The following is a 13,308-nucleotide window of genomic DNA, read 5'->3' as shown; positions in this document are numbered from 1 at the left end:
CCTCTTACCTACACAGCTTTACTAGCCGCGACATAATGTCACACCCCGCCGCGACAAGTAAAGCATAAATTGGTTCCAAAATGATCGACACCCGAGTGAAATTCTCCGGTATTACTCACCTTGAGACCGGCCGATACTATTGGATTTCACCTCGGTCATGTTTGATATGGGTCAAGCTTCAGAGATCGATTCCCTAGCGATACTCATTCGGTCGCTACAAGTTTTGCAAGTTGCTCAACTGTCAAATGAGCCCACCCACCCTCAGCTAACTGCAACTCATCCAAGCTAAGTCGCCCAATAGCCACCCGTGACAGCGCTGCGCAATGATTACCTGCGGCAGCCAGCATCCGCTTTACCTGATGGTACTTTCCCTGCTCAAGCACGATTTCCAGTTGATACTCACCTACCGCACTGCATTTTAGTGCAGACAGCGGCGCAGGCTCATCATGCAGCTTGACCCCCTGCAATAGCCTGGCTATCAACTCAGGCTCTATTCGATCATGAGTCGTGGCTACGTAAAGTTTAGGAATATGACTTTTCGGGGATGATTGAGCATGAATGAACGCCCCATCATCCGACATCAACAACATTCCGGTCGTATCGTGATCGAGTCGGCCCACGGGCTGAACATCCCGCCTTCCATACTGTTCCGGCAGCAAACTGAGCACGCCGGGATGATGGCTCGGCTTGCGTGAACATTCGTAGCCCGCAGGCTTATTCACGACCAGATAGACTCGCTCCCGATACAGCCATGACTCCCCATAGACAGAAAATATCAGGCCATCCGTTGCAAACTCGGCTCGATAGTCATCCACGAGTTCACCGGCAACAGCCACCTCCCCCGACTCAAGTAACTCGCGGCACCATTTGCGTGTGCCAAAACCTTGTGTTTGTAGAACACGATCTAAAGTCATTTTTTTCATGCGCGCACTTTAGCAGATGCCATAGAAAAATCCTCCCTTCGCACCTCACCATATTTCTCTCCGGCCAACTTGATAGATTAGATTAAAATCAAATCCTCACCAGAACCGCGTAACCGCACTTCAGGAACCCTGCCTAGCCTCCTTATGAATTTAATCATCCAAGCCACCCACACCATTCCCGCCAACATACTCAACAAATTGGCTGGATTGACGCTCTCCACTCGCACCGAACAGATCGGGACTCACACCTTCCGTTTCTGCAACGCACGTCCACAAGACGATGTCAGCAGCGTTTGCTTCGAGCACCAACTTGATTATGGCTATGTTGATGCTCGCCTGAGCCTATCCGATTTCGGCCTTGTGGTCATGGACATGGACTCAACCCTCATCAATATCGAATGCATCGACGAGATCGCCGACATGCAAGGACTGAAGCCACAAGTCTCCGCGATCACCGAGGCGGCGATGCGTGGTGAGCTAGATTTTTCCCAAAGCCTGACCCGCCGCGTCGCATTATTGGAAGGTTTGGACGAAAGCGCACTTCAGCGCGTCTATGACGAGCGCCTGCGACTTAATCCCGGCGCCGAGGTCATGCTGGCGGAACTGAAGAAGCACGGCATCAAAACCCTGCTAGTTTCCGGTGGTTTCACTTTCTTCACCGACCGCCTCAGGCAGCGACTCGGCCTCGACTTCGCCCACTCCAACACACTGGAGATCATCGACGGCAAGCTCACTGGCAAGGTACTAGGCAAGATTGTCGATGCGCAAGGCAAAGCCGATTGGCTCAACCATGTCCGCGAGGAATTCGAGCTACATCCGCAACAGGTCGTCGCCATCGGCGACGGTGCCAACGACCTCAAAATGATGGCCGAAGCCGCCACCAGCATCGCCTACCATGCCAAACCGGTGGTACGCGCACAAGCCAGTTTCGCGCTCAATTTCGTCGGACTCGACGGCGTGCTTCCCCTACTCGGCCACTGATGGATAAGCTGGATCGTTTTCTGGATCGAGCCGAGGCGCTGCTGGCGCGGCTTGAGCCGCTGCTGCCTAGCGCCAGCTCCTCGACCTCGATAGATTGGAACGTGCACGCCTTCCGCTGGGAGCGCAGTCAACTCCTGCCCTTGCAGCATACGCATCGCATCGGCTTGGCCGACCTCCTCGGCATTCATGACCAGAAGCAACTAATCGCGCAAAACACCCGCCAGTTCGTGCAAGGCCATCCCGCCAACAACGTGCTATTGACTGGCGCGCGCGGCACCGGCAAGTCCTCGCTGGTAAAAGCCCTGCTCAACGAATTTGCCGCTGATGGCCTGCGCGTCATCGAGATCAGCAAGCCAGCGCTGGCCGAACTTCCGCAGATCATCGCCCTAGTCTCAGGCCGTCCCGAGCGCTTCATCCTGTATTGCGACGACCTGTCGTTCAACGCCGAAGAGCCCGGCTATCAGGCGCTCAAAGCCGCGCTCGACGGCTCGTTAACCAGTTTCAGCGACAACTTGCTGATCTACGCCACCTCCAACCGCCGCCACCTGATGCCGGAATTCATGGCCGACAACGCCGCCACGCGCTACGTCGGCGACGAGATCCATCCGGCCGAGAGCGTCGAAGAGAAGATTTCCCTGTCCGAACGCTTCGGCCTGTGGGCCTCGTTCTACCCCTTCAGCCAAGACGATTACCTCGCCATCGTTGCGCATTGGCTGCACCATTTCGGCCTATCCGCCACGCTGGATGGCGACACGCGCCAAGCCGCACTGCAATGGAGTATCCAGCGCGGCTCGCGCAGTGGCCGCGTCGCGTGGCAGTTCGCCCGCGATTGGGCGGGCTCCCGCGCCGTCTGACCTTTCCATGAACACCACCCCACCCGCCAAGACCGTTGCCGTCATCGGCGCAGGCCCCGCTGGGCTGATGGCCGCTGAAGTGCTGGCGATGGGCGGCGTACAAGTCACGGTGTACGATTCCATGCCCAGCGCCGGGCGCAAATTCCTGATGGCGGGCAAGGGCGGGATGAACATCACCCACTCGGAATCGTTCAGCGCTTTCCTTGCCCGCTACGGCTCGCGCAGCCAAGAGATCGATCCGCTGCTGCGCGCCTTCCCGCCTGCTGCCTTACGCGAGTGGATACACGACCTCGGCGTGCAGACGTTCGTCGGCACATCCGGTCGCGTCTTTCCCACCGAAATGAAAGCTGCACCGCTGCTGCGCGCTTGGCTGCATCGCTTGCGCGAAAGCGGCGTGCGCTTCGCCATGCGACAACGCTGGCATGGCTGGGCGGAGGATGGCGGTTTGCGCTTGGTAACGCCCGAGGGCGAAAAAGTGATCCAGGTCGATGCCGTCGTGCTAGCGCTGGGCGGCGGCAGTTGGGCCAAACTGGGTTCGGATGGCACATGGCTGCCGCTATTGGCGGCACGCGGCGTGGAGGTCGCGCCGTTACGCCCGTCCAACTGCGGTTTTGAAGTGCCGTGGAGCGAGCATTTCCGCAGCCGTTACGCTGGCGAACCACTGAAGTCGGTAGCCGCCAGCTTCGGCGGCGTGCGGCGCCTAGGCGAGTGCATGATCGATGCCAGCGGTATCGAGGGCGGACTGATCTACGCGCTGTCCGCCGCGCTGCGCGACGAGATCGAATGCTCAGGCAACGCCACGCTGCATCTGGATCTGCTGCCGGACTGGTCAGCAGAAAAAGTTGCCGCTGCCGTCACCCACCCGCGCGGCTCTCGCTCACTTTCCAGCCACCTTCAAAGCCGCCTAGGGTTAAAAGGTGTGAAAGCCGGACTGCTGCGCGAATGCCTGACATCGGAAGAATTCAACGACCCAGCCCAACTCGCCGCCGCCATCAAAGCCCTGCCGCTACAACTACTCGCCCCGCGCCCGCTGGACGAAGCCATCAGCAGCGCAGGCGGCGTACGCTTCGAAGCGTTGAACGAGAATTTGATGGTGAAAAACCTGTCCGGCGTGTTCTGCGCCGGCGAAATGCTGGACTGGGAAGCGCCGACCGGCGGCTATCTGCTTACCGCCTGTTTCGCGTCCGGCCGGGTGGCCGGACAAGGGGCGCTAGACTGGCTCAAACCCAGTCGCGCGGCTTGAGGAAGGTGTCGTACAGTTCCGCTTCCGGCGTACCTGCTTCCGGCTGCCAGTCGTAGCGCCACTTCACTAGCGGCGGCATGGAAAGCAGGATGGATTCGGTGCGGCCATTCGACTGCAAGCCGAAGATGGTACCGCGATCCACCACTAGGTTGAACTCGACATAGCGCCCACGCCGATACAGCTGGAAGTCGCGTTCGCGCTCGCCGTACGGCGTGTTCATGCGCTTTTCCAGCAGCGGGACGTAAGCGGAAAGGTAATGGTCGCCGACGCTCTGCTGGATGGCGAAACTGGCCTCAAAGCCCGGTGCATTCAGATCGTCGAAAAAGATGCCGCCCACGCCGCGCTGCTCGTTGCGGTGCTTGAGGTAGAAATACTCGTCGCACCACTTTTTGTACTTGGCGTGCAAATCATCACCGAAGGGATCGAGCGAGTTTTTGCAGATCTGGTGGAAGTGCACAGCGTCTTCCTCGAAGCCGTAGTAGGGCGTGAGATCCATTCCGCCGCCGAACCAAAACACCTTGTCGCCGTCCGGCTTGTGCGCCATGAACATGCGCACGTTGGCATGCGAAGTCGGCGCATACGGATTGCGCGGATGCATCACCAGCGACACACCCATCGCTTCCCAGCTGCAGCCCGCCAACTCGGGGCGGTGCGCCGTGGCCGACGCTGGCATCTTGTCGCCCTGTACATGTGAGAACGCCACACCGCCGCGCTCCAGCACATTGCCTTCCTCGATGATGCAGCTGATACCTTCGCCTTTGCCGATGCCGCCCGAACCCGTGGCGCGCGTCCACTTGTCGCGGATGAACTTCTTGCCGTCCACCTGCTCCAGACGATCGACGATGAGTTCCTGCAATTCGAGCAGGTAGGTTTTGACGGCGTTGCTATCCATTGCTTCTCCTCCGGTGTTGGCTCCCCTCGCCCGTTTGCGGGAGGGAACACGATGAGAATCGCTTGCTGCGATTCGATTAATTATTGGCGCACGATTCTACCATCCGCCCACCCCCGAATGCTCGACGGCTGCTTGCGTTTTCCCACCTGTCCCGGCAGCACTCGCACACTCGCTCCGAACAGGTGGCGGCACTCTGCGTAGGTCTTGGCTGGACGCCGACCGCTGAAATTCGCACTCGTCGAGACTAACGCCATACCCGTGCTGCGACACAATTCTCGAGCGACCGGATGCGCCGTCATCCGCACCGCCAGCGTGTCATGTTCGCCACGCAACCAGCGCGGGCAAGTCGGCTTCACCGGCATCAAGTAAGTGATCGCTTGCGCGCCATCCACCACCAGCCTGTGCTCTGCCGCCACATCCAGCGGCAACAAAAAAGGTCGCAACTGGCGCGGCGAACTCGCGATCAGAATCAGCCCTTTCCGTTGTGGCCGCCCCTTGAGCTTCAACAAACGCAGCACCGCCCGCCGATTGCGCGGGTCACACCCAAAGCCGTAGCACGACTCGGTCGGATAGGCGACGAGGCCGCCGCGTTTAAGATGGGCAATCACTGCCGGAGATGGACACACCACAGAAGGCTCCTGAAAACTGCGCGAATGATACCGGAATCGCTCCGCCGCCCGCGTTACAATGCCGCACAATCCACCCAACATTCGGATCACCGCATGACAGAAGAACGCCTCGCCGACCTCGAAACCAAGATCACCTACCAAGAAGATCTGATCGAGGAACTGAACAAAACGGTCTTTCAACAACAGCAAATGCTCGAACGACTTGAAGCGATGTGCGAGACACTCGCCAGACAAATCCGCTCACTGGCCGATGCCGGAAGCGAAGGCAAAGTCTCCAACGAAAGACCGCCGCATTATTGAGATGTAAAAAGGGAAGCGTTACCGCCTCCCTTTTTACACAAACCTGCGTCAATAAGGCAGCTTACTTCCGCCCGATTGCCCGATAGCCGATGTCGCGGCGCATTTGGCTGCCGTCGAAGTGGATGCCGTCGGCGACTTCGTAGGCGCGTTGTTGGGCGCGTTTGACCATGTCGCCCAGCGCGGTGACGCAGAGGACACGACCGCCGCTGGTGACCACTTTGCCGTCTTGCGTGGTGGTTCCGGCATGGAATACGTGGGCATCTTCCTGCGGTTTGGGCAGGCCGGTAATGACGTCGCCTTTGCGCGGGGTTTCGGGGTAGTTGGCGGCAGCCATCACCACGCCCAGCGCAGTGCGTCTATCCCATTCGGCTTCGACTTGATCCAGCGTTCCGGCAATGGCGTGTTCCATCAGCACCGACAGATCGCTCTTCAGGCGCAGCATGATGGGCTGGGTCTCGGGGTCGCCCATGCGGCAGTTGAATTCCAACACCTTGAGGCCGCCGTCTGGCGAGATCATCAGCCCAGCGTAGAGGAAGCCGGTGTAAGTGACACCTTCGGCTTCCATGCCGCGCACGACCGGCATGATGACTTCGCGCATGGCCTTGGCGTGGATGGTCGGCGTCACCACGGGAGCGGGAGAGTACGCACCCATGCCGCCGGTGTTGGGGCCGTGGTCACGGTCGAGCAGACGCTTATGATCCTGACTCGTCGCTAATGCCAAGACATTTTTGCCATCGACTAAGACGATAAAGCTGGCTTCTTCGCCTTCAAGGAACTCTTCGATCACCACCCGCGCACCGGCATCGCCGAGGCTGTTATCGGCCAGCATCATGTCGATGGCGGCGTAAGCTTCCATCTCGGTCATTGCCACTACCACGCCCTTGCCAGCAGCCAAACCATCGGCCTTGATGACGATGGGAGCGCCGTGTTTGTCCACGTAGTCGCGCGCAGCTTCGATGTCGCTGAAGGTCTCGAAAAAGGCTGTTGGGATATGGTGACGAGTCATGAAGCGCTTGGCGAAGTCCTTGGAGGATTCAAGCTGCGCAGCGGCCTTGGTCGGACCGAAGATCTTCTGCTTCTCGGCACGGAACGCATCGACGATGCCCGCCGCCAGCGGCGCTTCTGGGCCGACCACGGTGAATTCGATACCTTCGCGTTTGACGAACTCGATCAGCTCAGGGATGCCGGTGATGGGCAGATTCTCCAACCCGTCTTCCAGCGCCGTACCCGCATTGCCCGGCGCGACAAACACCTTCTGCACCCGCTCGCCCTGCGCCAAACGCCATGCCAGCGCGTGCTCACGACCACCCGAACCTACGACCAGAATCTTCATAACACCCTCAAACGTAGGGTGGGCATCCTTTGCCCACCGTTCATAATTCCGTGTGGGCAAAGATTGCCCACCCTAACCAATATCAGCGGCTCAAGCGATAAATGATCGCGATCGGCGTGCCGCTGGAGCCTGTGCCTGCATCTTGCAACACGAACTCGGCTGCAATGGAAAAGCCCTTGTCCTGCAACTGTTTGAGGAACAAGGCGCAGTTCTCTTTAGCCGCCAGTTCGGGTGTCGCCACCAATGCTGAATTGGAGATGGAGAACGAGCGCAATACGACTGGGCCGCCAGGTTCCGCGTTGCAACGCAGGATGGCTTGCTCACCTGCCAGACTGCTGGTCGCAGCAAGCAAGGCAACCAGCCCGACTATCGACCTCATTGCATTCTTCATCATACTCATGCGTCCTCCTTCGATCTAAACGTGCCTATCGCCCGACGGGCGGGCGATCAGTGACGGAAATGGCGGAAGCCGGTCAGCACCATGGCGATGCCGTGCTCGTCTGCCGCTGCGATCACGTCAGCATCACGCATCGAACCGCCGGGCTGGATCACTGCCTTGGCACCGGCGGCGGCCAGTACGTCGATGCCGTCGCGGAACGGGAAGAAGGCATCCGAGGAAACCACGGAGTTCTCCAAGCTCAGTCCGGCGTTCTGCGCCTTGATGCTGGCGATGCGGGTGGAATCGACACGGCTCATCTGGCCCGCACCCACGCCCAAGGTCTGTCCACCCTTGCAGAACACGATGGCGTTGGACTTCACGTATTTCGCCACGCGCCAAGCAAACAGCAAATCGGTCAGTTGCTCAGGTGTCGGCTGCGCCTTGGTGACGACCTTGAGCTGCGCCAATTGCACGTTCAACGCGTCTGGGCTTTGCACCAGCAAACCACCGCTGACGCGCTTCACGTCCCACTGGTTGTGGGCGTTGGACAGCGGCACGGTCAGCACGCGCACGTTCTGCTTAGCGGCAGTGACCTTCAATGCGGCCTCGGAAGCGGAAGGCGCGATGATGAGTTCGACGAACTGGTTGGCGGTGATCTGCGCGGCAGAAGCTTCGTCCAACTCGCGGTTGAAGGCGATGATGCCGCCGAACGCGGAAGTCGTGTCAGTGGCGTAAGCCAGCTTGTAGGCGTTCAGCGCGTTGTCGGCGATGGCCACGCCGCACGGGTTGGCGTGCTTGACGATGACACAGGCGGGCTGATCGAAAGTCTTGACCAGTTCCCACGCAGCGTCGGCATCGCCGATGTTGTTGTAACTGAGTTCCTTACCCTGCAATTGGGTGTAGTCAGCAATTCCGCCCGCCACGGGATTGAGGTCGCGGTAGAACGCGGCGCTCTGGTGCGGGTTCTCGCCGTAGCGCATGTCTTGCACCTTGGCGAAATTGAAGTTGATCTGCGCGGGGAATTCGCTCTTGCTACCGTCGCTGCCGATGGCGGTCAGGTAGTTGCTGATCATGCTGTCGTACGCGGCAGTGTGCGAGAACGCCTTCTTCATCAGGTCGAAGCGTGTCGCGTCGGAAACCGCGCCGCCGTTGGTTTGCATCTCGGCCAACACGTCACTGTAATCCGCCGGATCGGTGACGATAGCGACATGGCCGTGGTTCTTGGCCGCTGCGCGCACCATGGTCGGGCCGCCGATGTCGATGTTCTCGATAGCGTCTTCCAACGTACAGCCGGGCTTGGCGACGGTTGCCGCGAAGGGGTACAGATTCACCACCACCAGATCGATGGTCGGGATGCCGTGCTTTTCCAGCGTGGCCACGTGCTCGGGCAAATCGCGACGCGCCAGAATCCCGGCGTGAACCTTGGGTTGCAGCGTCTTCACGCGACCATCCAGCATCTCGGGGAAGCCGGTGTAATCGGCGACTTCGGTGCAGGGCACGCCGTTGTCGGCAAGCAGCTTAGCCGTACCGCCAGTGGAGAGGATGTTCACGCCGAGCTGGCTCAGGCTACGGGCGAATTCGAGTACGCCGGATTTATCGGAAACGCTGATGAGGGCTTGTTTGATGGCTGCCATGATTGCTTTCTGTGGTTACTTGATTTTCAAATCTTGGATCTTTTTACGCAAGGTGTTGCGGTTGATGCCGAGCAGCTCGGCAGTGCGCGTCTGATTGCCGCCCGCGTGATGCAACACCGTCTCGATCAGGGGTTTTTCGACACAGCGGATCACCATGTCATAAATAGAACTGGAGGGCTGCTCGCCCTCAAGGTCCTGGAAATATTCATTTACCGAATCTCGCACGTAGCGAGCGATATCATTCTCGCTGACCACGCCACATCCACATTCTTCGCTCATGCTGCCAGCTCCTCCCCGTAATGCAGGCGCTCTCCGCGCTCTAGTTGTAAGTCAAAAAACTCGCAAACCGCTGCCATTTGCGCTTCCGTGGAAGGCAGCTGGTTCATCAGATGACGGAAATGCGCCGAACCGGGCAAACCGCGTGTGTACCAAGAGATGTGCTTGCGGGCGATGCGGGTACCGCTGTATTCGCCATAGAACTCGTACAAATCGCGCAGATGCGCCACCAACACATCACGAATCTCGGTCACGGCTGGCGATGGTAGATGTTCGCCGGTCGCCATGAAATGGGCGATCTCGCGGAACAGCCAAGGACGGCCTTGCGCGGCACGGCCGATCATCACCGCATCGGCACCGGTGTGTTCCAGTACGAATTTCGCCTTCTCCGGCGTAGTGATGTCGCCATTGGCGATGATAGGGATACGCACCTCGGCCTTGACCGCCGCGATGGTGTCGTATTCGGCATGACCGGTGTAAGCACAAGCGCGAGTACGGCCATGAATGGCCAGCGCTTGAATGCCGCAGGATTCGGCGATCTTGGCGATACTGATCGCGTTACGATGGGCTTTATCCCAGCCGGTACGTATCTTCAACGTCACCGGCACGTCCACCGCACCCACCACCGCTTCGAGTAAGGTTTTGACCAGCGGCTCATTTTGCAACAACGCCGAACCTGCCATCACATTACAGATCTTCTTGGCCGGGCAGCCCATGTTGATGTCGATGATCTGCGCACCGTTATCGACGTTGAAGCGCGCCGCCTGCGCCAGCATCTTGGGATCAGCCCCGACGATCTGCACCGAGATCGGATCGACTTCGCCTTCATGGTTGGCACGGCGCCTGGTCTTCTCTGAGCCGTACAACAAGGAGTTAGACGCCACCATCTCGCTCACCGCCATGCCTGCGCCCATCTTCTTGCAGAGGATGCGAAATGGACGATCCGTCACCCCCGCCATAGGGGCAACGATCAGATTGTTCTTGAGTTGGTAAGGGCCGATGCGCATCGGGATTCTCCAAAAGGGGCTGAATTATAAACGAAACTCTTGCCGCTCCCGAAGATGCAAACAGCTATTTTTCGCATAGGTTATAATGACAGCCATGCCCCTATTGCAATCATCCCTATTTCGTTACTGCCTAGCCGCACTTGTGCTGCTAGCGCTTTGGGTGGGCGGCACAGAAATCCATCAAATGCAAAGCACTCAGGATGCTTGCGCCATTGCGCTATCACTCGATGCCGACAGCCACTACGACGACTCTTCGGATCGCGACGTTCCGCTCACTCGGGTTTATTTCACTCATTCAGACTCACTCGCCGACCCTCATTTACAGGATAGAGTGCAGGCCTTTATTCCTAGCCGCTCCTCGCCACCAGATCACCCGCCGCCCGAATCCGTCTGATCCCTTATAGACGCGCAAGCTGACTGGCGTTGTGCGCTGCTGTCCTAGGCGGCACCTTGGATTTTTATGGATTCGATTATGCAAAGAATACGTTACAAAACATTTCAGCTAACCTGCCTGCTTTTGAGCTTATTTGCCCTGCCCGTCTATGCGCAGGCGTTGACCCTGCCCGAAGCGTTGATTTTGGCAGAGCAACACAGCCCTGCCCTCAGAGTTGCCAGCGGCCAACAGCACAGTAGCGTAGCCGCACTGGATACCGCGCGCGCCTTCCCCAATCCCGAGATCGAATACGGCTCTGGTCGGTCGCACTTGATGCCGACCACTCCGCAACCTGGGCGCAACCGTTTGCTGGCATTTTCCCAGCCACTAGAACTTCCGTCGGTACGCGGCGCACGTCAACGGGCAGCAGAAGCCGGCATCGTCTCTGGCTCCGCACTTTTAGACGACGCGCGACTCAATGTGTACGCGCAAGTGAAGCAGGCGTTCCTTGATATTCAGCGTCGCGAAAGTGAGTCGCAACTGGCCGAGGAATCGCGGGCGTTGCTAGGACAAATTCACAGTCGAGTAAAACTCCGGGTCGAAGTCGGTGAAGCATCGCGCTATGAGCTGATCAAAGCCACCGCCGAAATGCTGGCCGCTGAGAATGTCGCACAAAGCGCCGAGATCAAGGTCACGCAGGCCAAAGATCGTTTGCGCGCTTTGCTGGGTACGCCACTGGGCGACACCTTCGACATCACTCCTGCACCACTGCTGCCTGAGGACTTGCCCGCAATCGCATCGTTGCGCGAAGAGCTGCTGACCCACCAGCCACTGCTCAAGGCGGCGGTTGCCGAGACTCAGCGCGCCACCGCAAAATTGGAACAAGAGCGCAGTCTGCGCATCCCACAACCCACGCTGAAATGGAGTGCCGAGCAGCACCCCGATGTCAACCTGTGGCGGATCGGCGTGGCGCTACCGTTGCCCTTATGGGATAGGCGTGCCGGTCCGATCGGCGAGGCTCAGGCCAATCTCGAGCGCGCCGAAGCCGAGCAAGAACGCATACGTTTTAACGTACTGAACGAGCTAGACCAAGCCTACGGCCGGTATCAGATCGCTCAGCGCCAGTTGTACATCTTTGAAACCGGGCTGATGCAAGGCGCAGAGACCGCGCTCAAAGTCGCCGAAGCCGCCTACCGCTACGGCGAACGCGGCATCCTCGACTACTTGGATGCCCAGCGCGTTGTTCGCAGTACGCGCATGGACTACCTGAACGCCCGTTATGAATTGCAATTCGCGCTGGTCGATATCGAACGACTGCGTGGCACCCTACTTGCCGGAGAACACCCATGATGTCCAAGAAGATTTCCATCCTGCTGATAGCCGTCTTACTGTCCGCGTGCCAAGGTAAACAAGAAGCCCCCACCAAAGTAGCCGAAGATCCCACCATCGTCACCGCCACGCCTGAATTACTCAAGCGCCTGACCGTCGCTGCCGTCGGCGAAGGCGAAATGGTCGAAACCTTGCGTGTGCCCGCACGTATCGCCGTGGATGAACAACGCGTCGCACGCATCGGCGCCGCCGTGACCGGACGACTGACCGACATTCGCGCCGAGCTGGGTCAGCGCGTACGGCGCGGCGAAGTGCTCGCCACCCTGCATAGCACCGAGCTTTCTGCATCACAACTGACCTATCTCAAAGCACTGTCGCAAGAGGGTTTGCAACAGCGCGCGGTCAGCCGCGCCAAACTGCTGTTCGAGTCCGACGTCATCAGCGCGGCTGAGCTGCAAAAACGCGAGAGTGAGTTGTTGCAGGCACAGGCCGAGCGCCATGCTTCGCAAGACCAACTCAAGGTGCTGGGCATGACCGAAGGCGACATCAACAAGTTAGGTGCGACACGCTCAGTGCATTCTCTATCATCGGTCACGTCCACGGTAGACGGCGTGGTCATCGAACGAAAAGTCACGCAAGGCGAAGTGGTGCAACCCGCCGATGCCTTGTTCACCGTGGCCGATCTTTCGCACGTTTGGCTGGTGGCCGAGATCCCCGAGCAGCAAGCTGGGCTGATCCACACTGGCGACATCAGCGAAGCCGAGATATCCGCTCTGGAAGACCAGCGCATCAACGGCAAACTTATCTTCGTGTCAGACACGGTCAAACCTGACACCCGCACGGTCACTGCCCGCATGGATGTTGAGAATCCGAAGCACACCCTCAAGCCAGGCATGCTGGCCTCGATGCTGATTCACGGTGCTCCACATCAGCGGGTGATGGTGCCGGTTGTCGCCGTGGTGCGTGACAACAATCGCGACTACGTCTTCGTCCAACTCGACGCACAACGCTTCCAGTTACGCGAGGTGAAACTGGGCCAAGAGAGCGCTGGGGTCGCGCCCGTGCTAGAAGGCCTGCTCGAAGGGGAAAAGATCGTTACCGAAGGTGCTTTCCATCTGAACAACGAGCGTCGCCGCAAAGAACTGGAGGGCTGAT

General features: G+C 58.9%; 15 protein-coding genes. 7 read left to right on the top strand and 8 right to left on the bottom strand.

Translation table 11 applies throughout. The annotated features are described in order from the left end of the window. Positions 1 to 203: 203 nt before the first annotated feature. Positions 204 to 923, bottom strand: a complete 720-nt coding sequence (locus OYT1_RS01560) for a pseudouridine synthase (RefSeq protein ID WP_062625659.1) — start codon at positions 921 to 923, stop codon at positions 204 to 206. Between the two features lie 144 nt (positions 924 to 1,067). Between OYT1_RS01560 and serB the strand changes: the two genes are divergently transcribed. From serB to OYT1_RS01545, 3 genes are read left to right on the top strand one after another with little or no spacing between them, the layout of a single operon-like run. Beyond that, positions 1,068 to 1,904 carry a phosphoserine phosphatase SerB gene (gene serB / locus OYT1_RS01555; protein WP_062625660.1) on the top strand — a complete coding sequence of 279 codons (837 nt, stop codon included), beginning with the start codon at positions 1,068 to 1,070 and terminating at the stop codon, positions 1,902 to 1,904. Then, the gene (locus OYT1_RS01550; protein WP_062625661.1) at positions 1,904 to 2,758 is read left to right on the top strand and encodes an ATP-binding protein; all 855 of its coding nucleotides are present in this window, start codon (positions 1,904 to 1,906) and stop codon (positions 2,756 to 2,758) included. The genes serB and OYT1_RS01550 overlap by 1 nt, the downstream gene beginning before the upstream one ends. Before the next feature lie 7 nt (positions 2,759 to 2,765). Beyond that, positions 2,766 to 4,001 carry a TIGR03862 family flavoprotein gene (locus OYT1_RS01545; protein ID WP_062625662.1) on the top strand — a complete coding sequence of 412 codons (1,236 nt, stop codon included), beginning with the start codon at positions 2,766 to 2,768 and terminating at the stop codon, positions 3,999 to 4,001. On the opposite strand, the gene hemF is transcribed toward OYT1_RS01545, so the two are convergent. Together hemF and OYT1_RS01535 are read right to left on the bottom strand one after the other, a co-directional pair. After that, positions 3,979 to 4,893: an oxygen-dependent coproporphyrinogen oxidase gene (gene hemF / locus OYT1_RS01540; protein WP_062625663.1), complete on the bottom strand. Its 915-nt coding sequence runs from the start codon at positions 4,891 to 4,893 to the stop codon at positions 3,979 to 3,981. The two genes, OYT1_RS01545 and hemF, sit on opposite strands and share 23 nt — an antisense overlap. An 80-nt stretch (positions 4,894 to 4,973) precedes the next feature. After that, positions 4,974 to 5,522 carry an L-threonylcarbamoyladenylate synthase gene (locus OYT1_RS01535; RefSeq protein WP_232013207.1) on the bottom strand — a complete coding sequence of 183 codons (549 nt, stop codon included), beginning with the start codon at positions 5,520 to 5,522 and terminating at the stop codon, positions 4,974 to 4,976. Between the two features lie 93 nt (positions 5,523 to 5,615). Between OYT1_RS01535 and OYT1_RS01530 the strand changes: the two genes are divergently transcribed. Continuing rightward, a complete protein-coding gene (locus tag OYT1_RS01530) occupies positions 5,616 to 5,822 on the top strand; it encodes a SlyX family protein (protein ID WP_062625885.1) in 207 nt (68 codons plus the stop codon). A 61-nt stretch (positions 5,823 to 5,883) separates the two neighbouring features. Here OYT1_RS01530 and purD read toward each other — a convergent pair whose 3' ends face one another. The 5 genes from purD to dusB form a co-directional block, all read right to left on the bottom strand. Continuing rightward, entirely contained in the window at positions 5,884 to 7,155 is a 1,272-nt protein-coding gene (gene purD, locus OYT1_RS01525) for a phosphoribosylamine--glycine ligase (RefSeq protein WP_062625664.1), read from the bottom strand. An 82-nt stretch (positions 7,156 to 7,237) separates the two neighbouring features. Further along, a complete protein-coding gene (locus OYT1_RS01520; protein ID WP_062625665.1) occupies positions 7,238 to 7,555 on the bottom strand; it encodes a hypothetical protein in 318 nt (105 codons plus the stop codon). Positions 7,556 to 7,602: 47 nt separating this feature from the next. Beyond that, positions 7,603 to 9,168, bottom strand: a complete 1,566-nt coding sequence (gene purH, locus OYT1_RS01515) for a bifunctional phosphoribosylaminoimidazolecarboxamide formyltransferase/IMP cyclohydrolase (protein WP_062625666.1) — start codon at positions 9,166 to 9,168, stop codon at positions 7,603 to 7,605. Between the two features lie 15 nt (positions 9,169 to 9,183). Beyond that, the gene (locus tag OYT1_RS01510; RefSeq protein ID WP_062625667.1) at positions 9,184 to 9,447 is read right to left on the bottom strand and encodes a helix-turn-helix domain-containing protein; all 264 of its coding nucleotides are present in this window, start codon (positions 9,445 to 9,447) and stop codon (positions 9,184 to 9,186) included. Next, positions 9,444 to 10,451 (bottom strand): tRNA dihydrouridine synthase DusB, encoded by a 1,008-nt coding sequence (gene dusB / locus OYT1_RS01505; protein WP_062625668.1) that lies wholly within the window; start codon positions 10,449 to 10,451, stop codon positions 9,444 to 9,446. The genes OYT1_RS01510 and dusB overlap by 4 nt, the downstream gene beginning before the upstream one ends. Positions 10,452 to 10,635: 184 nt before the next feature. Here dusB and OYT1_RS13515 point away from each other — a divergent pair, with 184 nt between their 5' ends. The 3 genes from OYT1_RS13515 to OYT1_RS01495 all read left to right on the top strand — a co-directional run bounded on the left by OYT1_RS13515 (position 10,636) and on the right by OYT1_RS01495 (position 13,307). Further along, positions 10,636 to 10,845 (top strand): hypothetical protein, encoded by a 210-nt coding sequence (locus tag OYT1_RS13515; protein ID WP_172588493.1) that lies wholly within the window; start codon positions 10,636 to 10,638, stop codon positions 10,843 to 10,845. 78 nt (positions 10,846 to 10,923) lie between these two features. Beyond that, positions 10,924 to 12,174 (top strand): TolC family protein, encoded by a 1,251-nt coding sequence (locus OYT1_RS01500; RefSeq protein ID WP_172588492.1) that lies wholly within the window; start codon positions 10,924 to 10,926, stop codon positions 12,172 to 12,174. Further along, positions 12,171 to 13,307 (top strand): efflux RND transporter periplasmic adaptor subunit, encoded by a 1,137-nt coding sequence (locus OYT1_RS01495; protein WP_062625670.1) that lies wholly within the window; start codon positions 12,171 to 12,173, stop codon positions 13,305 to 13,307. The genes OYT1_RS01500 and OYT1_RS01495 overlap by 4 nt, the downstream gene beginning before the upstream one ends. Position 13,308: the final 1 nt, after the last annotated feature.

Source organism: Ferriphaselus amnicola (assembly GCF_000974685.2).
In the GTDB taxonomy this organism is placed as follows: Bacteria; Pseudomonadota; Gammaproteobacteria; order Burkholderiales; family Gallionellaceae; genus Ferriphaselus; species Ferriphaselus amnicola.
This window is presented reverse-complemented; position numbering and strand designations above follow the sequence as displayed.

Bases quoted from the DNA above. Each gene is read 5' to 3' on its own strand.
- OYT1_RS01560 (WP_062625659.1), bottom strand. From the start codon at position 923: ATGAAAAAAATGACTTTAGATCGTGTTCTACAAACACAAGGTTTTGGC.
- serB (WP_062625660.1), top strand. From the start codon at position 1,068: ATGAATTTAATCATCCAAGCCACCCACACCATTCCCGCCAACATACTC.
- OYT1_RS01550 (WP_062625661.1), top strand. From the start codon at position 1,904: ATGGATAAGCTGGATCGTTTTCTGGATCGAGCCGAGGCGCTGCTGGCG.
- OYT1_RS01545 (WP_062625662.1), top strand. From the start codon at position 2,766: ATGAACACCACCCCACCCGCCAAGACCGTTGCCGTCATCGGCGCAGGC.
- hemF (WP_062625663.1), bottom strand. From the start codon at position 4,893: ATGGATAGCAACGCCGTCAAAACCTACCTGCTCGAATTGCAGGAACTC.
- OYT1_RS01530 (WP_062625885.1), top strand. From the start codon at position 5,616: ATGACAGAAGAACGCCTCGCCGACCTCGAAACCAAGATCACCTACCAA.
- purD (WP_062625664.1), bottom strand. From the start codon at position 7,155: ATGAAGATTCTGGTCGTAGGTTCGGGTGGTCGTGAGCACGCGCTGGCA.
- OYT1_RS01520 (WP_062625665.1), bottom strand. From the start codon at position 7,555: ATGAGTATGATGAAGAATGCAATGAGGTCGATAGTCGGGCTGGTTGCC.
- purH (WP_062625666.1), bottom strand. From the start codon at position 9,168: ATGGCAGCCATCAAACAAGCCCTCATCAGCGTTTCCGATAAATCCGGC.
- OYT1_RS01510 (WP_062625667.1), bottom strand. From the start codon at position 9,447: ATGAGCGAAGAATGTGGATGTGGCGTGGTCAGCGAGAATGATATCGCT.
- dusB (WP_062625668.1), bottom strand. From the start codon at position 10,451: ATGCGCATCGGCCCTTACCAACTCAAGAACAATCTGATCGTTGCCCCT.
- OYT1_RS13515 (WP_172588493.1), top strand. From the start codon at position 10,636: ATGCAAAGCACTCAGGATGCTTGCGCCATTGCGCTATCACTCGATGCC.
- OYT1_RS01500 (WP_172588492.1), top strand. From the start codon at position 10,924: ATGCAAAGAATACGTTACAAAACATTTCAGCTAACCTGCCTGCTTTTG.
- OYT1_RS01495 (WP_062625670.1), top strand. From the start codon at position 12,171: ATGATGTCCAAGAAGATTTCCATCCTGCTGATAGCCGTCTTACTGTCC.